This window comes from Nitrosomonas sp. Nm132 (assembly GCF_900100485.1).
Lineage (GTDB): Bacteria > Pseudomonadota > Gammaproteobacteria > Burkholderiales > Nitrosomonadaceae > Nitrosomonas.
In genome coordinates this window covers 13,724-32,664 of the sequence record NZ_FNDH01000008.1, presented here as the reverse complement: position 1 = coordinate 32,664, position 18,941 = coordinate 13,724, and the positions used below count along the sequence as shown (strand labels likewise).

Sequence of the window (18,941 nt, the reverse complement as noted above, 5' to 3'; positions counted from 1 at the left end):
AATTCAATTGCTCGTGAAGATAAAGTTTCAGTTGGTAAGTTAAGGAAATAGTCTTAGGTAGGCACTAAGGGGGCATAAATACGAAGGATGACGTTTCCTGGTCCGGATTGACTGTCAGCTTACTGATAGCAGATCGTGATTCCAGGCAGCCATCGCAGGATTCCTGAATTGCACGAAATAGAACTACGTACATTGCCATGGCTCGGTTTTGCAAACTTCCATTAAGCGGCGAAGTTCGGTCCCTTTTCTGAAAAGCTCAGCATTCTTTAGATGATCCAGATGTTTATTAGCCTCTGGAAAGCGGCGGCTTGAAAACAAGGCATACGCCAGCGCATAGCGGACCTCTTGATCCTCCAATAATCCAGACCGGTATAAACTGGATTCCATATTGGCGGCACGCTCAAACTGCTTTAATGCAAGAAGAATGGATAATCTTTGTTTAAATTTTACTTTTTGATCTCTGATACTTTCATTGAGCGTCAATGCCTTATGAAAACGCCCCGCACGCCGGTAGATTTCGGCTGCTTCAGCTTGCAAGGCTGGATTCAGTAAAGCGGCTTGCTCAAGAATAAATGCCGCCGAATTCAGTTTTCCTTGATCCAGATAAGTATGCGCAAGCAGTTTTGCAACCCTGTCATCATGAGGAAACTGCAAGCGCGCAATTTCCAGAATATTCAATGCTTCTTGATATTCCTTGCTGAGCCTTAATGCATTCCCGATCGCAATATAATCGGTGGCGGCAGCTTTTGATCGCTTAAGGTATTCTTTGCCAAGCTTGGCTGCTTCCTGATATAACCCAAGTTCGGCAAAATAAAAAACTTTACGCTTAAGGAAACGGAAATCGCCTGAAAAGATTTTCTGCCCTTCATTTAAGGCATTAATGGACGCATCAGTTTCTTTCAGGAGCCAATAGGATTCCGCTTTTAAGCTGATTAAAGAAGCATCCTTATTGACCTGATCACCCGCTTTAACAATGGCCTGAATCGTTTGCTGATAATCTTTGAGCCCGAAATAGACTTGGGCCAAATAGATAAAGATTACCTGATCCTTCTGCCCATTCTTAACAGCCTGCTGCAAGCTGTCCTTGGCGGCTACGAGATCATTCAGATTCATGTAAGCCAGACCCTGCAGCGTGTAAAATCTTGCCAGATCTGTTTTCTTGTCCTCCAGATCAACGTTTTGCAACGCCAATAAAGCACGATCACTATGGCCGTCTTTTAGCATGACCGCCGCAAGCTCCATAAAATCTGTTGGCTGTGCTTTATTCTCGGTTGCGCACACAACGCTGGCGTAATAGCCCAAGATAAAAATAATCACGAAATAATGAGCTAGCCTGGCTATCTGGTATTTCATTTTATTTATTGAGTTCAGACTGGAGAATCAGGATAAATCGAAGCGAATCTTTTGTTTTGCCCATACCTTGACAGTTTCCCCCTTATATTTTGCTGGCTCGAATTGCCAGTCGCGGATACCTTGCAAAGCAGCCGAATCAAAAATTCCCGATGGATTTGACTCCAGCACTTGTACCTGGTTGACCGAACCATCCACATCGACAAGCACCGACAAGAGAACATAGCCTTTAATACCCTTCTTTTTTGCTGCTGGCGGATACTTGAAAGTCCCTCTTGTAATGGGTTTCGGCGGAACATCCACTAACTCTGCAGTCATCACCGAATTACCTGTTTTACCTAATAAGCTATTATCCAACTCCCTCCCCTGCCCATCATCCAACCCAAGCATTCCCAGATCAATGCCAGAAAGCGCGGTATCAAACCCTTTAAAAGGCGCTGGCGCTTGATGTCGAGTCACTTGTTTCTTCGGCTCTACTTTCTTGATCTCCTTTTTAGGTTCTTGCTTGATCTGTTTGGTCATACTAATCTCTGTTACTTCTTGCGGCGGTGCTTTCTCCATCTGCCCCATATAATGATTCATCACCAATATCAGACCGAAAACCAAAATCAGTCCAAATAACATCGATACAAATCCTGCCAGGTGCTGATTAAACTTATTCGTTTCCATATTGGCATCACCCCGCTTCTTTTTTAGTTGCCACGCCCACACTTTCTGCTCCCGCCAGGCGTGCCTGATCTACTACCTCGACCAGTTTTCCTGCAGGAACACCTTCATCGGTAACGACCAGAATCACTTTGCTGGAAGAGGTGCTCAATAAATCGCGCAACTTACTTTGTATCGACCACAAGCGTACCAATTCACCATCCATGTAAGTATCGCCATTACGGTCAATAAACAAGCGGATTGCCTTACTCGAAGCGGTGACAGAGCTACTTGCCTTAGGCCGCTCCAGCTCCAGTTTCATATCTTTGACGAAAGTCGTCGTTACCATGAAGAAAATCAATAAAATAAAAACGATATCGATCAAGGGAGCCATATCAATCGTGGCTTCAGCTTCATTGGATTCTTTGCATCTCATAGTTGATTACTTCCCATTAAGTTTTTTGGCGGGGATTTGATGACACAACAGATCTTTGATTTGAGAAAGATCCTGCTCAATCTGTTGTTGTTTCCTATTGAGGATGCTATGTGCTAATAAACCCGGAATCGCTACAGTTAAACCCATTTGAGTAGTAAACAAGGCTTGCGCAATGCCGCCTGCAATACCGCCAGATTGAGAGAACAGCGTCATCGTCGCCAAAGAATCGAAGGTTTCGATCATGCCAATCACGGTTCCCAGTAAACCCAGCAGAGGGGAGATGAGAACAACCACACGAATGAGAACAGAAAATTTCCCAATTTCTCTCTCATACTCATAGAAAGCGGCATCCAAGTGACGACGAAGATTCCTGACTCCGCGTTTCCTTAATTCAATGCCTTGCTGCATCGCTCGGGCAACAATATTTTTGGCAGGCTTATCAGTGTGTTCCTGATAGTACTTGAACATATCGCGCACACTCATCCATTTAGGTTCTTTCATGACCCAGAATCGATAGCCCACCCCATACCAAAGTAATAAAGTGCAAAGCACCAATGGAGGCATAACAATTCCGCCAGCAACAAATAATTCCTTAATTAACAGTATGTATTCAGAAATATTCATCGGTATCATACTTTCAGCAATTCTCTTTAAGCTGGCTGACTACTCAGCACCAAAGAATTGTTGCGAATGCTCTGCGTACTCGAAACACTCAAATCGTCCAGACTTGATCCGCTACCGAGAAAAACGTTGGTAACTCTGAGCGCGACATGCTCCATGTCACGTTTAATATTCCTCGCCCAGGAAGACAATACCGAACCCAGTAACAACGCTGGAATGGCAACAATCAAGCCCAGCTCTGTCGTCACCAGCGCTATCGCGATACCTTCTGATAACAATTTCGGATCACCAGTGCCAAACTCGGTAATCATGTCAAAAGTTTCAATCATTCCGGTTACGGTTCCCAGCAAACCAAGCAGCGGCGCCACCGAAGCAATCACGAGAATGGCCGGCCCGAAGCGGTCCAGCGGCCCAGATTCTTGCAGAATCGCTTCGTAAACAATGCTTTCCATATGATTTCTATCATCTTTCAAATGGCGCAATGTGTACGATAAAACCCGGCTGATTGCAGACGAATTATCTTCACAGCTCTTTCTGGCAATATCCAAATCGCCTTCTACAAGCTGATGGATGATCTGATCAGAAAGCTGTTTCGTATTGGCGCTGTTGGATTGCAGCAAATAAACACGAATCAGGATAAGAAATCCAGCAATGATTCCGAGCATCACGATGACCCAGCCAATGGGGCCACCTGAATCAATAATGCTCATGACTGTTTTTTCGGGGGGTTCTTCAACCGTATTAGTGCGTGATTCAAACAAAAACAACTGCAATAGATCAGGTTGCTGATTTTTGCTAAAAGTAACTGCGCTTTCTGCACCCGCGCCCTTCCATACCTTGAAATCACCGCCACCAGCAGGCACCAAGCTGCCACTACCTCCTTCACTGACACCATAGGCCGCGATATTGCCTAAATGAATAAGGGTTCCCTGGGCCTGTTTACCATTCTCCAAGAAGAAATTGCCTGATTTTGTCTGGACTGCACCCAGCCCCTGAATTAAAGATAGTGCTTGTTTAAACACATAGCCTATTCTGATCAGATCGTTACCTTGCGTATCTTGAATGGATGCAGGGATTTCAACGCCATGATTTTTAAGGGTCACTTCTGCTTGCGCGTAGGTTATTTCCAGGGTATCACTACGCTCAGTGACAGCAGCTTCTTTACGTTCAGCTTCTGATAATTGCGCGTTGAGCTGATCAATTCTGGCTGAGCGTTCAACCGAGCCTCGCTCAAGCGCGCTGATCTTGTGACTGAGCGTCTGCTCTTCGCGGCTTGCACTGGCTTGATAGTTTTTTAGACGCTCAGACAGCTCCCGTTTCTGGGTTTCCAGGAAAGCATATTCGCGCTTATACGCGGTTTCTAAATTAACGATTTCCTGATTTGCCGCCTTTTTCTGCGATTTGCCTGTATCTGAAGAGCTGCTCTGCTTAACGGCAGGCTCAGAAACAACGGTAGCCTGGGAAGCAGTTGTGTTTTTATCTTCAGCAGCATAAACAGAACTTCCCAGTGCATTTAGCAGCAACAACAAAAATAGCTTTCTTTTCATATTTTCAGAGGATTAGGTAATTCAAAATAACCTTGACGTATTTGCTTCTTTAATGAATCAAATAACTTTGTGATGCGCTCAATGTCACCAGTGTCACCTGCTGTCTCAAATTTCCAGCCACTATTGGTCAATTTCTTGGCCATCCCAACCCGGCTATCTCTGGTTTGAAAGAAAAGGAAAACCGTACCCAGTTTTGCAATATCGACCAATACTTTTTCTCCATCCAACAAAATGGTCTGCTGGTAGATTCCATTTTCCTTACTCAGGCGGATTTCATCTTCTATTAAGGACCATGCCTGATTGACCGCTTTATTAGGATCAATTAGCTGATTAACAATATTATTCTCCAGATCGTTGATAACCTTAATGCGATCCTCCATCTTGAATGGGAAACCCGTTTCAAGATGGCGTTTATAATCATTCAGTATCTCCATTAATACAGGCTCCAGTTTTTTACCTGATTGCTCCGCCTGTTTAGCGTCCTTGTTCATTTTCTCTATTGAATGCTGCAGTTTCTCGATACTCACCTTTTGCCTTCTCTCCTCAACACTCAAATCAACCAATTGTGAATTCAGTGCAGATATTTTGCTCCCATGCTTCTCCTTTTCAGTATCAAGTTGCGTCTGGAGTGTCTCGACTTCACCCCTAATCTTGGCCAGTGCCTTTGCCAAATTCTCCAAACTACTTCCTATCGCAGGAGCAGAAAGCAATATCATCATCAATCCAATAGATGAAATTATTTTTCTAAAAAAATGTTTATGCATAAATTCCAATGAGTTAAATAAATTGAGTAAGCGAAATTGACAGCATTCAATCTGGAATCGATTCCTCATCAGCGAGGTCTGCATATTACAAGTTGAATATTTCATTTTCTTGACAATCAGGTTACATCGCGCTTCAAACAATAACTGCTAGAAGTATCTAAAAGAACCTGTATGTATTTCGAAGATGGGGAGCTACTTGGTTGTCATGAAACCTTTATATTGAGTCGCTAAGATAAAAATCCTGTCAATTCAATAATTGGAGTAAAACAATGATTAATGAAGTTATATCTAAAAGAAAGGAAGTATTTCTGTTAACTGATACCGATTGGCACACCCGTACCATTCAATTTATTGTCGGCATCTTGATGTTAGCGCTCTACGTATGGATAGGCGCAGGTATTCTCAGCTTAATATTAAATCTGTCCCAGGTTCTCAAGAATGGATGGGCAAACGTTGCCGAGCATATCATTATTGATATCGTATTGATCCTGGCAGTGCTTGAACTCATTCGTATATTACAATCCTATCTGGCAGTAGGGCGTGTAAAGGTAACTTTCATTCTGGATGTGGCATTGGTAGTGCTGATCGGAGAATTAATCGGCCTGTGGTATAAAGAGTACACATTGATGGAAGTTGGATTAAACATTACCGTAATTACAGTGCTTACATTACTACGTATTGTTTCTATACGTTTTTCGCCCGATGCTATTGATTAACTCTATCTGGAATTCAGACATAGCAATTAAATCATCTACACAGATCCAGTAGGCTCAGAACTGCATTGAGATAATTCTCTTTCATCATGTTAACTGCTCAAGTTCAGGAAAGTGACAAAACTGCTGGGCTGGAAGCTGGAGCGGATGATTATCTTACAAAACCCTTTTCATCCCGTGAGTCGATTGCCCGAATCAAAGCTGTGCTAAGTCGACACTTACCAGAAATGTCGGATGAAATTATTGAGATGAGGAATTGAAATTTGATCCGACTACACACAGAGTACATGCGTATGCCAGTGATGAACCACCAAAACCGACAGAAATTACACTGGGACCCACTGAATCTCGCCTCCTACATTTTCTGATAGCGTATAAAGAGCGTGCGCACGCAATTGCTCGATCGAGTCTGGGGTAACCATATTTTTATCGAGGATCGTACGGTCGATGTGCACATTCGCAGGCTGAGAAAAATTCTTGAGGCTGTAGATAAAGAAAATCTAATACAAACAGTGCGAGGAACTAGCTATCGGCTTTCAATTGAGTGCAATGGGAAAAGTGTAGAGTAAGAGCGCTCAACTTCCAGCCAACCTCACAGACTTTCCTCTTTCAGCTTAGAATGGAATAGGAAAGGTAGAAAATGCATACTGATTTCTCATGTTAATAAACATGGATATCCACTACTCTAAACGCCATAAGCGCTAAAGTAGCAACTTGGCAACGCTTGCATAATGGCGGAAGCGGTGAGATTCGAACTCACGGACGGTTGCCCGTCGCCGGTTTTCAAGACCGGTGCCTTAAACCGCTCGGCCACGCTTCCAGCAATTAGTTACGACAGACTCAGGGACAAATGATCGCAGCTAAAAAATCATTTCTCTTCTGCATCATTTGATGATGCAGTAATACTACAAATCAGACCGCTTGGAATGATACCTTTTTAAGGTCGGTTTTACTAGCATAACCCGCAACATATGCTAACTATTTTGTCAAAGCAGCAAGTTTCTCAGTCAGCCGTTTGATTTCTTCTTCAGCGTTTCGCAGTTGTGTTACGTCATATTGCACACCCAGGTAGTAAAGTATATTGCCGTGGGGATCAAACAGAGGGGTAATAACTAAGTGGTTATAAAACATTTCACCATTTTTTCTGTAATTTCTGAGTGTGATTTCAATTGGCTGTTTATTCATAATGGCTTCTCTCAACTGATAGCGCTCTTTCTGGTCACGATCAGTACCCTGCAGGAAACGGCAATTTTTCCCTATCGTTTCTTGTTGCGTGTAACCTGTTATTTTCTCAAACGCTTTATTGACATAAACGAGCGGCAAATCTTCCAGATCAGGATCGGCCAATGTGACCCCATTAACACATGAATCAAGAATTTTGGACAATACTTGTGGAATCAATCCAGGGTCTTTCTCAACGATAAAATCCATTTTTTTTCTCCAAAATTTTTCCAGTAATGAATTAAAAATTTATCCAGACGAAGGTTATCAGAAATTGCGACTGGGTAGCCCACACAGGGTTAATCAAATCAATTCGGCCTCTATTAATCTCTTGATGTTTCTGACTGTTCTCTCTGCACCATCCTGAACAGCTATGCGAATAAGCTTCTCAAAGGGTCTCATGTGCAACTCGAGGCTGAGCAGCTCGAAAGTGAACGTGATTTGAGTAACCGCCGGATCGGCTGATTCCAATACATAATCACAGCGAAAGGGATTCGATACCCCATCAAAACGGATGCGCATACAAGGTTCAAAGATGACCACCTTAAAGGTGGATTCTGATCGGTTCCCTTGATCAATACGTATCTGACGGCATAAAGTTCCCAATCCCAGAGGGCCATCAGTCAATTTCTCCAGCTCTCGGACTTCCGGTGACCACCTTGGATAGTTAGCAAGCAAGTCAGTGCCAATAAAGTTGAATACGCTCTCCTCAGACTCACGAATCACTGTACTTGCCTTTCCTACGACCGGCTTATCGTTAAATAAATTAAACATACAGCAGCCTCCTGCGTATCGATGCCTCAAATCAGATAGGTATCTATTCCTGTCAACAGTAAATCATATTGCGCCTCTACAATTTCTTTAATGACATAAGCCGCAATACCCGTTACCACATTATGTTCAAGCGCCAACCAGCCGACTGCATCCGCGGAACCAAGGCTGACTACATAACCTATATCATGATGCATATAAGGCTCAAGTATTCTAAGCAGACCTGAATGCCGTAAAATATTCCGGGCCGCGAGCTTTCCTTTACGCACCGCTGATTGCGCTGTCATCGCATTAGAGCCAAAAGACTGGTAAATTGAACAATCACCTGCAACGAATATATGCGGTAATGATCTATGGTTAACAATCATTTGCCCGAAAGCATTGGCAGCAAACTGATTTTGCTGCTGCTTGCCAGCAAATAGTATAGACAGGCTGGAAGGAAGTTCATACTGTCTCCCGGTGTTCTTTTCTTCCAGCAAAATTACGTTATCCTGCTGCCCCCGAAAATACGTATCTGGACAAAAATCGATTTCAAGATCAACCATACGGGATTGTGCATAGTCAGCAAACCTGTCAGGAAACTGTTTGAGCACTCGATTCCCGCTCTCAATCAAGCGCACTCTGTTTTCAAATTTGTGACGTCGTAGAAAATGTACGATCTCAAACAGAAATTGTATCCCAGTAGCCCCCCCTCCAATAATAGAAATAGGATCTTTCCTGCTACCTTCCCCAGCCAAATATTTGCCTAGCAGCTCTGAGCCAGCAGTTACCATAAAATCATTCAACCCAAAGATACAATCCGTATTACGATCCATATCCCTTGCGGGTGCGCCAGAAGCAACCAGAAGATAATCAAATGGCAGTGAAAGATCATCAAATGCTATACATTTATCGTTCTGCCATTGCTGCAGAGTCGCTTCCTCAAGCAAGAGTTCGGCACAAATATGGCGGCAGCCAAATCGTTGCTCAAGTTCCGTAAAGGGTACGATCAAATCAGATAAAGGATACCGGAACGTTTCGTGAAGATGGGTAATCTTGAGGTGATGCGTTCTGGGATCGACAATCGTCACTTCGGCATCTGGCATGTATCGTACAAGCGTTGTCAGTGCTGCGAGTCCAGCATAACCTCCGCCTATGATAATAATCTTTAACTGTTTACGACCGGGCACATAAAATGGCAGAAAAGCCACGCATTCTCCTTATTTTCCCTGAAATGATGTTATTACCGACATTGGAACACAATGAAAAAGGCTTAAATCACCTACCGATATTTTGTGGTTTATATCACACTTAGGTAGCGTAGCATGAAATAATCATGACCATGATGTATTCTGAATGCGCTTTTCTCCTTGCTTATTCATAACCACAGGCAAGGGTAGATAGCGAGGGCTGCATATTCCAGCAACTTCTGGAGATAAATCTGATGTGGAGCCGAATAGAGTAAATCAGCATCCCGCACGATATAAGTAATCCTTTTCCAGGCATCATCCACCACTACAGCTAATTGATAGCTATAAACACCCTCGGCTCGACGTAAGACAAAATCACCGATTTCGCTTTCCACACATTGACGAATATTTCATTGCTTTCAAAAATATGTTTTATAAAAACTTTCTTAGCTATTAGAAAGCAATCCGCTAAAATCTTTTCTACTTAGGTTAGCAAGTATAATTTAAGCATCAAGACAATGAACTAGTCATTCAAACCAATCAATCCATCAATATTTCTTCAAGAAGGTACACGGTGCATATTCATATCCTCGGTATTTGCGGTACATTCATGGGCGGCCTCGCTGTGCTGGCGCGCGCATCTGGCCATAGAGTCACAGGTTGCGATGCCAATGTTTATCCGCCCATGAGTACGCAGCTTGTTTCTCAGGGAATCGAATTGATTGAGGGGTATTCTCCACAGCAGATACAACTCAATCCAGACATATTTGTGATCGGCAATGCCATTTCCCGTGGCAACCCTTTAATGGAGGAAATTCTAAATAGGAATCTGCCCTATACTTCCGGTCCACAATGGCTTTCAGAATATATTTTGAGAAACAAGTGGGTGCTAGCCGTCGCAGGCACTCATGGCAAAACAACGACAAGTTCGATGTTGGCATGGATATTGGAGTACGGAGGATTGACCCCTGGCTTCCTCATTGGAGGGATACCAGAAAATTTTGGGATCTCCGCACGATTAGGCGGGAAATATAAACATAAAACAGATTATCATGAACCTTCTTCATTTTTTGTGATAGAAGCTGATGAGTACGATACGGCATTTTTCGACAAGCGCTCTAAATTCATCCATTATCACCCCAGAACTGCGGTATTGAATAATCTTGAATTTGATCATGCTGATATCTTTCCCGATCTGGCCGCAATTCAACGGCAATTTCATCATTTGGTGAGAACCATTCCTGAGAATGGATTGATTGTTTCCAATGATCTTGAGAAAAACTTGCGGCAGGTACTTTCTCAGGGCTGCTGGACACCCGTTGAGAAATTTGGCGTAAGTGAGGGTTGGCAGGCTAGAATGTTAACTGAGCAAAACATCGAAATTTTTTTCCAAGAAAAATCTCATGGAATACTGCAATGGGATTTATTGGGAGAACATAATCTCATGAATGCTCTTGCAGCAATTGCAGCAGCGCGCCATGCCGGCATCCCTCCTGATATCGCAATTACCGCATTGTCACAGTTTAGAAATGTCAAGAGAAGAATGGAAATACGCGGCATAGTCAATGGCATCACAGTGTATGATGACTTTGCCCATCACCCCACTGCGATTAAAACAACATTGAGCGGCTTACGCCATAAAGTAGGTAATGCACGGATCATCGCTGTCTTGGAACCACGTTCCAACACGATGAAAATGGGCATTTGGAAAGATAGCCTGGCAGCGAGTCTTGAAATCGCAGATCAAACTTTTGGTTATGCCAATCACGCGGAATGGGATTTACAAACGGCGCTCAGCCCCTTAGGAAAAAGGGTCAGTGTACATTATGAGTTGGCGCAGTTGATCAACGCCATTGTGATCACTTCTCGCCCCGGCGATCATATCCTCATTATGAGCAACGGGGGCTTTGGAGGAATACACGAGAAATTAATGAAATCTTTGGCTAATCATCATTGACAGATGCTTTTCGAAATAAGCATTAATCACAGCGTGTTCTCCTGTCTCAATTTTTGAGCAATCTGCAGCATAAATAGTCAAAGGTGTGACAATTTGTCACCTAGCCTAAATTTTTAATTTGCGCTAGTGTTATATAGGAATACGTGAAATACAAGATGAGCCATCTTCATGTTTAACATTCTCCATCAGTCACCACTTAGCAAAAACCTGCAGCGACTAGTTCTTTTAAGAAGTATTACGATTGTCATGCAATGTACTCTATTTGCTTTTGCATATTCAGTCATTGAACTGGACGTCCCTTGGGCTAAGATGATAATCGTCGTGGCAATACTTACCCTACTCAATTTTTTTACCTGGATTCGTCTTCATCATACGTTTCCCGTTACGAATCTTGAGTTTTTTGCACAATTGCTCATTGATATTTTTGCCTTAACTGCATTACTTTATTTCAGCGGCGGCTCAACTAATCCATTTATTTCGCTTTACCTGCTGCCTCTTACCATTGTTGCAGCCATCCTTCCTTGGCGTTACACCTGGGCAATCGCAGGAATCACAATTACTTGCTACACCATTCTTCTTTTTGAATACATACCGTTGCCACATAACCATTCGGATGATCATAGCGCTCATCTCATGGAGTTTAATCTCCATATTTCCGGCATGTGGTTAACCTTCGTGTTGAGTACTATCTTGATTGCCTGGTTTGTCGTCAAAATGAGTATTTCCATTCGTGATCGTGATAAGGATCTTGCGCAAGCACGAGAACAAGCATTACGCAATGAACAAATCATCGCGCTAGGCACCCTAGCTGCAGGTGCAGCCCATGAATTAGGTACCCCCCTGTCGACGATGGCGGTCATCGCTGGAGAGCTGCAACAAGAATATCCTCAGAACGAAGAGTTCCAGAATAATATCCGTATCTTGCGTAATCAAATCACTCACTGCAAGCAGATCTTGACGCAACTGCTTGTTAACGCAGGACAGGCACGAACAGAAGATGGAAATAGTCAGTCCGTTGATTATTTTCTAAAGCAGGTGCTGGACAAATGGCAGCTCATTCGCCCTTCAACCAAGTTCAGCTATCAGTGGCATGGCGCGCAACCTGCACCTCTTATCATGAATACACAATTACTGAGCCAATCTATTCTGAATTTACTGAATAATGCTGCGGATGCTTCTACCGATCAAGTCAAAATCAAAAGTAATTGGGATCAATACACTCTGAATCTAGAAATCCACGATGATGGTGAAGGCCTGACTGGAGAAGCTGCCCAACGGGCAGGAGAAGCATTTTTTACTAATAAAGCACCTGGTCAAGGATTTGGAATCGGCTTATTCCTCGCAAACGCAAATATTGAACGTTTTGGGGGGAATGTACGTTTGTTTAATCATCCAGATGGCGGCGCTTGCATAAATGTTACACTCCCTTTGATATCAAAAGCTATCTAGTTATATATAACTTACGCTTGCTCAGAAAAAAAGATGAATCTCTCATGAATGAATGTATAGAACATCCAAGTTTACTCATTGTCGATGATGATCCCATTTTCTGCGATGTACTCGCCAAGGCAATGACAAAACGAGGATTTGATGTCGCTTGCACCCACACCATCGCATCCGCCTTGGAAAAATCTGAATCTCTAATGCCTGAATATGCGATTATTGATCTCAAACTATCAGATGAGTCGGGGTTAATACTCGTTAATAAAATAAAAAAATTAGATCCTGGAACTCGTATCGTCATGCTGACTGGTTATGCCAGTATCGCTACAGCAGTCGAAGCAATCAAGCTTGGTGCAACGCATTATCTAGCCAAACCAGTCGACGTTAATGACATCATGGCGGCTTTTGAACGTATCACAGGTGATATTGACGTCCCGATAAGCGCACATCCACTATCAGTTGGACGATTGGAATGGGAATATATTCATCGTATCCTGGCTGAAAATAATAATAATATTTCAGTTACTGCAAGAATTTTAAACATGCACCGCAGAACACTGCAACGTAAGCTCGCCAAGAAGCCTGTTTAGGGGTTGGTCATGCTATTCATACTTGAAAATCTGGCGGTTACCCGAATGTCTTCTCCAATCACACGAAGGTCGGTTACTTCGAGTTTACGCTTATGGGATAGCGTGGTTAGCATTGGTAAACTCAGCATTCCCTGTGCTTTATCACCAAGTACATAAGGCGCAAGATAGATAACTAGCTCATCGACTAGTCCTTCTTGCACCATGGCACCGCCTAAAGTGCTCCCTGACTCTACAAGCACTTCGTTGATCTCAAAATCGGTTAATTTAACCATCATTTGAGTCAGATCTACTTTGCCGCCAGCACCCGGCATAATGATTATATCCGCCCCCTTTTCTTCCAGAGACTTTATTCTGCTTTCATCTCGCTGGGCTGAAAAAATCAATATCTTTTCATCCTGCAATAGCCTTGCATTGACTGATATTTCGAGCCGGCTATCAATTACGACACGCAATGGTTGCCGAGATGTCTCGATATAGCGAACCGTCAATTGCGGATCATCCTTCTTTACTGTACCAATGCCTGTTAAAATTGCACAAGAAGTAGCGCGTAATCGATGTCCGTCCAAACGGGCTGCTTCGCTGGTAATCCATTGGCTCTCACCATTCTCCAACGCTGTCTTTCCATCCAGACTTGCAGCAATTTTCAATCTCACCCAAGGTCGATGGCGAATCATGCGAGAAATAAAGCCAATGTTGAGCATCCTTGCTTGCTCCTCTAACAAACCGGCCTGCACTATAATTCCCGCCTGCCTTAACATTGTTGCACCACTTCCCGCTACCAAAGGATTAGGATCCAGCATTGCTATAATGACCTTAGCCACACCCGCATTGATTAGAGCCTGGGCACAAGGAGGAGTACGCCCATAATGACTGCACGGCTCCAATGTCACATAAACAGTAGCATTTTTTGTTTCAACGCCCGCAGAATTCAGCGCATTGATTTCAGCATGAGGCTGACCGGCGCGTTCATGCCACCCACTGCCTATTACTCGATTATTTTTAACAATGACACAACCTACACGGGGATTTGGACTCGTTGTATATAAACCCTTTTCCGCAAGCTTTAATGCTTGAGACATAAAGGTGTAATCAGTTGATGAAAAAATTGGGGAATCTTCGAGCACAAACAGGCCCTGAATATGTATGCTGCTTTAATAGCACTAGCGTGCTTGATCTTTGAAGAATTAAATTTGCATTTCTCAAGATTAGTTTTAAGGTAAATTCTGAACTTCCCTGATTACTTCCTGAAAGTCGCCAACATCCTTGAAACTCTTGTATACAGATGCAAAACGTATATAAGCTACCTTATCAAGCTTATAAAGCTCCTGCATGACTAGCTCACCAATACTACGCGAAGATATTTCCCGCACTCCCAAACTCAGCAGCTTCTGAACAATACGATCAATGGCTGCATCCACATATTCAGTTGGAACGGGGCGTTTATGCAGCGCACGCAAGAAACTTGTGAGAAGCTTATTTCGATTGAACTCTACACGATTACCATTTTTCTTGACTACTTGCGGCAAACGTAGCTCTACTGTTTCATAGGTAGTGAAGCGCTTGCCACAAGCTGTACAATGCCGCCGTCGACGAACACGCCCCCCCTCTTCACTGACGCGAGAATTAATTACACTGGTATCTTCAGCGTTACAGAAAGGACATCTCATTATTTAACACCAGCTAACCTGGTTAACTAAATTAGCTTCTTTTACTATCCCAAAACAAATCTATATAGATATTATCAAGCAGCAGTCCAATAGATCTATAACTACTCGAACATATCAGTTTACATATACTGGATATTTTGCACACAATATCTTCGCATCTTGAGCGACGCGGGCCAGAACCGCCGAATCATTCGGAGAGTCCAACACATCCGCAACTAAATTTGCCAATTGCTCAGATTCAATTTCTTTGAAACCACGTGTTGTTACTGCTGGCGTGCCAATTCGTATGCCACTCGTTACAAAGGGTTTCTGAGGATCGTTTGGAATAGCATTCTTGTTAACAGTTATATGAGCGGCTTCCAAGGCTTCTTCAGCCTCCCTGCCTGTCAAATTTTTGGCGCGAACATCCACCAAGAACATATGACAATCAGTGTGTCCAGAAACGATGCGCAAGCCACGATTTTGCAGCACCTTTGCCATGACTCGCGCATTCTCGATAACTCGCTGCTGATAGTCTCTGAACTCCTTACTAGCTGCCTCTTTAAAAGCCACTGCCTTGGCTGCTATGACGTGCATGAGCGGGCCACCCTGGGTTTGTGGAAAAACTGCTGAATTAAGCGCTTTCTCAAACTCCTGCTTGGCCATAATAACGCCGCCTCGTGGACCGCGCAGTGTTTTATGGGTAGTACTGGTGACAAAATCAGCAACACCTACTGGATTGGGATAAAAGCCAGCAGCAATTAGTCCTGCATAATGCGCCATATCTACAAATAAATAGGCGCCGACCTCGTCTGCTATTTTACGGAAATGTTTCCAATTTATGACTCGCGCATAAGAGGAAGCGCCAGCAACAATCATTCTCGGTCGATGTTCATGCGCCAATCGTTCCACTTCATGGTAATTAATTTCTTCAGTTTCAGGGTCAAGTCCATAAGCCACAGAATTGAAAATCTTACCACTCAGATTAACTGAAGCGCCGTGAGTTAAATGCCCGCCATGTGCAAGAGACATCCCTAAAAGGGTATCACCAGGTTTTAGTGCAGATAAATATACTGCCGCATTAGCCTGGGAACCAGAATGTGGCTGCACATTGACATATTCAGCATTAAATAACGCTTTTAAACGATCAATAGCAAGTTGCTCCACTTTATCGACATACTTACAACCACCATAATAACGTTTGCCGGGATAGCCCTCTGCATATTTATTAGTAAGAACTGATCCTTGTGCTTGGAGGACTGCGGGACTCGCATAGTTCTCAGAAGCAATCAATTCAATATGATCTTCCTGTCGTTGCATCTCACCTTTAATTGCTTGCCACAAATCTGGATCGACACTTTCTATCGTTTTTTTATAGGAAAACATGACAGCATTTACTCTTTGGAAAATTTAGATATTTAAATTATGCATTCTACCATTTAGAATGGTAGCAGCATACAAAGTGAAACTACATAAAGGTAATGAGCATAAACTGAGGGTACCTGCAATACTCTAGTCATCAGGCAAAATTACTAGGAAAGAAGACCATAAGATCTTAAGTACACCAAAAAAGTATTTGTAATACCATCAAACAAATACATTAAAAATGTAATTAAGACCTTATATAAAAATCAGTGTAGCTCCAAATAATCTTTATCGGTAATATTGCATCAGACTTTTGTTACAACAAGAGATTCCTGTTGACTCTCAGTAATTTCTCTAACAACAAGTAATTTAGCTGAAACAGTTCCGCGTCACATTTATTCTCCAGAAATATTTAACACATCTTCCAGGAAAATCCTTCAGCAAAGAACTTTGCTCTCATTATCATTGAATTGAAGCATGACCTTTCCATCACTATTGATATCTACTGTCACCTTCCCTCCATTGCAGAGTCGTCCAAAAAGTAATTCATCTGCTAAAGCACTACGAATCGTATCCTGTATAAGACGTGCCATTGGTCGTGCACCCATAAGTGGATCAAATCCATGTTCAGCTAGGTAGTTACGTAAATTATCAGTAAAGGCAGCTTCTACTTTTTTCTCCTGTAATTGTGCCTCCAATTGCATTAAGAACTTATCAGTAACACGCAGAATGATTTCTTTGCTCAATGGTGCAAAAGAAATCATTGCATCTAATCGGTTACGAAACTCAGGAGTGAACATGCGTTTAATTTCAATCATTTCATCACCTGTTCTGACAGACTTGGCAAATCCAATAGTGGATTTAGTCAATGACTCAGCCCCTGCGTTTGTCGTCATAATGATAATCACATTGCGGAAATCTGCCTTACGCCCGTTATTATCTGTCAATGTACCATGATCCATTACTTGCAATAGAACATTGAATATATCTGTATGCGCTTTCTCTATTTCATCAAGCAGCAAGACTGAGTGAGGTTGCTTTATAATCGTCTCAGTCAGTAGCCCTCCTTGCTCAAAACCAACATACCCAGGAGGGGCTCCAATCAACCTTGATACCGCATGGCGTTCCATATACTCAGACATATCAAAACGATGCAAAGGCACGCCCAGAGTATAGGCAAGTTGACGCGCCACCTCAGTTTTCCCTACCCCTGTTGGACCAGAAAAGAGGAAAGAGCCAATAGGTTTTTGCGAATTTCCCAAGCCACTTCTGGACATCTTAATAGCCGCTGCAAGCGCATCAACTGCTGCATCTTGCCCGAAAACAATAGATTTCAAATCGCGGTCGAGCGTTTTCAGTTTATTACGATCATCACTTGAAATACTTTGTGAAGGCACCCGAGCGATCTTAGCAATAATATCTTCGATCTCATGTTTACCGATAACTCTACGCTGTTTCGATTTTGGCAAAATACGTTGTGCCGCACCCGCTTCGTCAATTACATCAATTGCTTTGTCCGGCAAATGCCGATCACCAATGAAGCGAGCTGACAATTCTGCAGCAGCTGTTAACGCTACCGCAGTATATTTGACATTATGATGCTTTTCATAACGAGATTTCAGGCCACGCAGAATAGCCACTGTCTCATCAATACTCGGCTCAGAAACTTCAATCTTCTGGAAGCGCCGCGATAATGCATGGTCTTTCTCGAAAATTCCTCTATATTCGTTATAAGTAGTAGCTCCAATACACTTTAAGCGACCGGCACTTAGCATGGGTTTTAGTAAATTGGAAGCATCCAATGTGCCACCTGATGCGGCACCTGCACCGATCAAAGTATGAATTTCATCTATAAATAGGATAGCTTTTGGATTATCAACCAACTGTTTTAGTACTGCCTTGAAACGCTGCTCAAAATCCCCCCGATACTTCGTGCCAGCTAACAATGCACCCATATCTAGAGCATAAACCTGATGATGTGTCAGAACTTCTGGCACGTCACCTTCAGTAATCCGCCTTGCCAACCCCTCTGCAATAGCTGTTTTACCAACACCAGCCTCACCCACCAGCAATGGATTGTTCTTTCTGCGACGACATAACGTTTGTATGACTCGCTCCACCTCTCTCTCACGTCCAATCAGAGGATCAATTCGATTTGCAATTGCTAAATTGTTAAGATTAATAGTATAACTCTCTAGCGAATTACCAGAATTTTGTTGTTGCTCGCTATCATTTTCATCTTCAATCTTATTAGAGTCATTATTCTGTGACGCTTTACAGATCTTATGCGAAATATAGTTCACTACATCTAATCGTGTTACACCCTTCTGCTGTAGGAAATACACTGCGTGAGAGTCTTTTTCACCAAAAATTGCTACTAAAACATTGGCACCGGTAACTTCTTTTTTTCCGGATGATTGAACATGTAGTATTGCGCGCTGAATCACACGTTGAAAACCGAGCGTAGGTTGAGTGTCTACTTCTCCATTACCACTTACAATAGGAGTATGGCGGTTAATATGATCCTGAAGTAAAACTCGCAAATCCTCAATATCAATCGCGCAAGCAATCAACACTTCTGCTGCACTAGGATTATCAAGCAAGGCGAGCAGTAAATGTTCTATTGTGATGAATTCATGACGCTTCTGTCGTGATTCCACAAATGCCATATGTAAACTTACTTCTAATTCTTGTGCGATCATG

General features: G+C 42.9%; 18 protein-coding genes, 1 tRNA gene and 1 pseudogene. 5 read left to right on the top strand and 15 right to left on the bottom strand.

Features of this window, described 5'->3' with window-relative positions; genetic code table 11:
* Positions 1–183: 183 nt before the first annotated feature.
* The 6 genes from BLP80_RS04830 to BLP80_RS04805 are packed head-to-tail and all read right to left on the bottom strand — an operon-like array spanning position 184 to position 5,363.
* Positions 184–1,353, bottom strand: a complete 1,170-nt coding sequence (locus tag BLP80_RS04830) for a tetratricopeptide repeat protein (RefSeq protein ID WP_090540688.1) — start codon at positions 1,351–1,353, stop codon at positions 184–186.
* Between the two features lie 27 nt (positions 1,354–1,380).
* On the bottom strand, positions 1,381–1,974 hold the full coding sequence (locus BLP80_RS04825) for an energy transducer TonB (protein WP_256324959.1): 594 nt from the start codon (positions 1,972–1,974) through the stop codon (positions 1,381–1,383).
* Between the two features lie 52 nt (positions 1,975–2,026).
* Positions 2,027–2,431, bottom strand: coding sequence for an ExbD/TolR family protein (locus tag BLP80_RS04820; protein WP_090540684.1), 405 nt, complete (start codon positions 2,429–2,431; stop codon positions 2,027–2,029).
* Positions 2,432–2,437: 6 nt separating this feature from the next.
* Positions 2,438–3,055 carry a MotA/TolQ/ExbB proton channel family protein gene (locus BLP80_RS04815; RefSeq protein WP_090540819.1) on the bottom strand — a complete coding sequence of 206 codons (618 nt, stop codon included), beginning with the start codon at positions 3,053–3,055 and terminating at the stop codon, positions 2,438–2,440.
* A gap of 26 nt (positions 3,056–3,081) precedes the next feature.
* Positions 3,082–4,599, bottom strand: coding sequence for a MotA/TolQ/ExbB proton channel family protein (locus BLP80_RS04810; RefSeq protein ID WP_090540681.1), 1,518 nt, complete (start codon positions 4,597–4,599; stop codon positions 3,082–3,084).
* Positions 4,596–5,363: a DUF3450 domain-containing protein gene (locus BLP80_RS04805; RefSeq protein WP_090540817.1), complete on the bottom strand. Its 768-nt coding sequence runs from the start codon at positions 5,361–5,363 to the stop codon at positions 4,596–4,598. The genes BLP80_RS04810 and BLP80_RS04805 overlap by 4 nt, the downstream gene beginning before the upstream one ends.
* Positions 5,364–5,632: 269 nt before the next feature.
* Here BLP80_RS04805 and BLP80_RS04800 point away from each other — a divergent pair, with 269 nt between their 5' ends.
* Both BLP80_RS04800 and BLP80_RS04795 read left to right on the top strand, forming a co-directional pair.
* Complete coding sequence (locus tag BLP80_RS04800) at positions 5,633–6,079, top strand: phosphate-starvation-inducible PsiE family protein (RefSeq protein WP_090540679.1); 447 nt, start codon at positions 5,633–5,635, stop codon at positions 6,077–6,079.
* 83 nt (positions 6,080–6,162) lie between these two features.
* Positions 6,163–6,645: pseudogene (locus tag BLP80_RS04795) on the top strand (winged helix-turn-helix domain-containing protein); the annotation flags it as partial.
* 163 nt (positions 6,646–6,808) lie between these two features.
* Here BLP80_RS04795 and BLP80_RS04790 read toward each other — a convergent pair.
* The 5 genes from BLP80_RS04790 to BLP80_RS04770 form a co-directional block, all read right to left on the bottom strand.
* Positions 6,809–6,896, bottom strand: a tRNA-Ser gene (locus tag BLP80_RS04790).
* A 158-nt stretch (positions 6,897–7,054) separates the two neighbouring features.
* Positions 7,055–7,507: a PAS domain-containing protein gene (locus BLP80_RS04785; RefSeq protein WP_090540678.1), complete on the bottom strand. Its 453-nt coding sequence runs from the start codon at positions 7,505–7,507 to the stop codon at positions 7,055–7,057.
* 93 nt (positions 7,508–7,600) lie between these two features.
* Positions 7,601–8,071, bottom strand: a complete 471-nt coding sequence (locus BLP80_RS04780; RefSeq protein WP_090540676.1) for an SRPBCC family protein — start codon at positions 8,069–8,071, stop codon at positions 7,601–7,603.
* 26 nt (positions 8,072–8,097) lie between these two features.
* Positions 8,098–9,258, bottom strand: coding sequence for an NAD(P)/FAD-dependent oxidoreductase (locus tag BLP80_RS04775; protein WP_090540674.1), 1,161 nt, complete (start codon positions 9,256–9,258; stop codon positions 8,098–8,100).
* A 167-nt stretch (positions 9,259–9,425) separates the two neighbouring features.
* On the bottom strand, positions 9,426–9,632 hold the full coding sequence (locus BLP80_RS04770; protein ID WP_090540672.1) for a glutamate--tRNA ligase family protein: 207 nt from the start codon (positions 9,630–9,632) through the stop codon (positions 9,426–9,428).
* Positions 9,633–9,811: 179 nt separating this feature from the next.
* Here BLP80_RS04770 and mpl point away from each other — a divergent pair, with 179 nt between their 5' ends.
* The 3 genes from mpl to BLP80_RS04755 all read left to right on the top strand — a co-directional run bounded on the left by mpl (position 9,812) and on the right by BLP80_RS04755 (position 13,227).
* On the top strand, positions 9,812–11,194 hold the full coding sequence (gene mpl / locus BLP80_RS04765; RefSeq protein WP_090540670.1) for a UDP-N-acetylmuramate:L-alanyl-gamma-D-glutamyl-meso-diaminopimelate ligase: 1,383 nt from the start codon (positions 9,812–9,814) through the stop codon (positions 11,192–11,194).
* Positions 11,195–11,515: 321 nt separating this feature from the next.
* Complete coding sequence (locus BLP80_RS04760) at positions 11,516–12,643, top strand: ATP-binding protein (protein WP_256324958.1); 1,128 nt, start codon at positions 11,516–11,518, stop codon at positions 12,641–12,643.
* 44 nt (positions 12,644–12,687) lie between these two features.
* Positions 12,688–13,227: a response regulator transcription factor gene (locus tag BLP80_RS04755; protein ID WP_090540665.1), complete on the top strand. Its 540-nt coding sequence runs from the start codon at positions 12,688–12,690 to the stop codon at positions 13,225–13,227.
* Here the strand turns inward: BLP80_RS04755 and ribD are convergent.
* From ribD to clpA, 4 genes are all read right to left on the bottom strand, one after another.
* The gene (gene ribD / locus BLP80_RS04750) at positions 13,224–14,351 is read right to left on the bottom strand and encodes a bifunctional diaminohydroxyphosphoribosylaminopyrimidine deaminase/5-amino-6-(5-phosphoribosylamino)uracil reductase RibD (protein ID WP_371128809.1); all 1,128 of its coding nucleotides are present in this window, start codon (positions 14,349–14,351) and stop codon (positions 13,224–13,226) included. The two genes, BLP80_RS04755 and ribD, sit on opposite strands and share 4 nt — an antisense overlap.
* Positions 14,352–14,438: 87 nt before the next feature.
* Positions 14,439–14,894 (bottom strand): transcriptional regulator NrdR, encoded by a 456-nt coding sequence (gene nrdR, locus BLP80_RS04745; RefSeq protein ID WP_090540663.1) that lies wholly within the window; start codon positions 14,892–14,894, stop codon positions 14,439–14,441.
* 114 nt (positions 14,895–15,008) lie between these two features.
* Complete coding sequence (gene glyA / locus BLP80_RS04740) at positions 15,009–16,259, bottom strand: serine hydroxymethyltransferase (RefSeq protein WP_090540661.1); 1,251 nt, start codon at positions 16,257–16,259, stop codon at positions 15,009–15,011.
* 416 nt (positions 16,260–16,675) lie between these two features.
* Positions 16,676–18,940 (bottom strand): ATP-dependent Clp protease ATP-binding subunit ClpA, encoded by a 2,265-nt coding sequence (gene clpA / locus BLP80_RS04735; protein ID WP_090540659.1) that lies wholly within the window; start codon positions 18,938–18,940, stop codon positions 16,676–16,678.
* Position 18,941: the final 1 nt, after the last annotated feature.

Excerpts from the sequence above, each read along its gene's own strand:
- BLP80_RS04780 (WP_090540676.1), bottom strand. The coding sequence starts at position 8,071 with ATGTTTAATTTATTTAACGATAAGCCGGTCGTAGGAAAGGCAAGTACA.
- glyA (WP_090540661.1), bottom strand. The coding sequence starts at position 16,259 with ATGTTTTCCTATAAAAAAACGATAGAAAGTGTCGATCCAGATTTGTGG.
- nrdR (WP_090540663.1), bottom strand. The coding sequence starts at position 14,894 with ATGAGATGTCCTTTCTGTAACGCTGAAGATACCAGTGTAATTAATTCT.
- BLP80_RS04785 (WP_090540678.1), bottom strand. The coding sequence starts at position 7,507 with ATGGATTTTATCGTTGAGAAAGACCCTGGATTGATTCCACAAGTATTG.
- BLP80_RS04815 (WP_090540819.1), bottom strand. The coding sequence starts at position 3,055 with ATGAATATTTCTGAATACATACTGTTAATTAAGGAATTATTTGTTGCT.
- clpA (WP_090540659.1), bottom strand. The coding sequence starts at position 18,940 with ATGATCGCACAAGAATTAGAAGTAAGTTTACATATGGCATTTGTGGAA.
- BLP80_RS04830 (WP_090540688.1), bottom strand. The coding sequence starts at position 1,353 with ATGAAATACCAGATAGCCAGGCTAGCTCATTATTTCGTGATTATTTTT.
- BLP80_RS04810 (WP_090540681.1), bottom strand. The coding sequence starts at position 4,599 with ATGAAAAGAAAGCTATTTTTGTTGTTGCTGCTAAATGCACTGGGAAGT.
- BLP80_RS04755 (WP_090540665.1), top strand. The coding sequence starts at position 12,688 with ATGAATGAATGTATAGAACATCCAAGTTTACTCATTGTCGATGATGAT.
- BLP80_RS04825 (WP_256324959.1), bottom strand. The coding sequence starts at position 1,974 with ATGTTATTTGGACTGATTTTGGTTTTCGGTCTGATATTGGTGATGAAT.
- BLP80_RS04805 (WP_090540817.1), bottom strand. The coding sequence starts at position 5,363 with ATGCATAAACATTTTTTTAGAAAAATAATTTCATCTATTGGATTGATG.
- BLP80_RS04800 (WP_090540679.1), top strand. The coding sequence starts at position 5,633 with ATGATTAATGAAGTTATATCTAAAAGAAAGGAAGTATTTCTGTTAACT.
- BLP80_RS04820 (WP_090540684.1), bottom strand. The coding sequence starts at position 2,431 with ATGAGATGCAAAGAATCCAATGAAGCTGAAGCCACGATTGATATGGCT.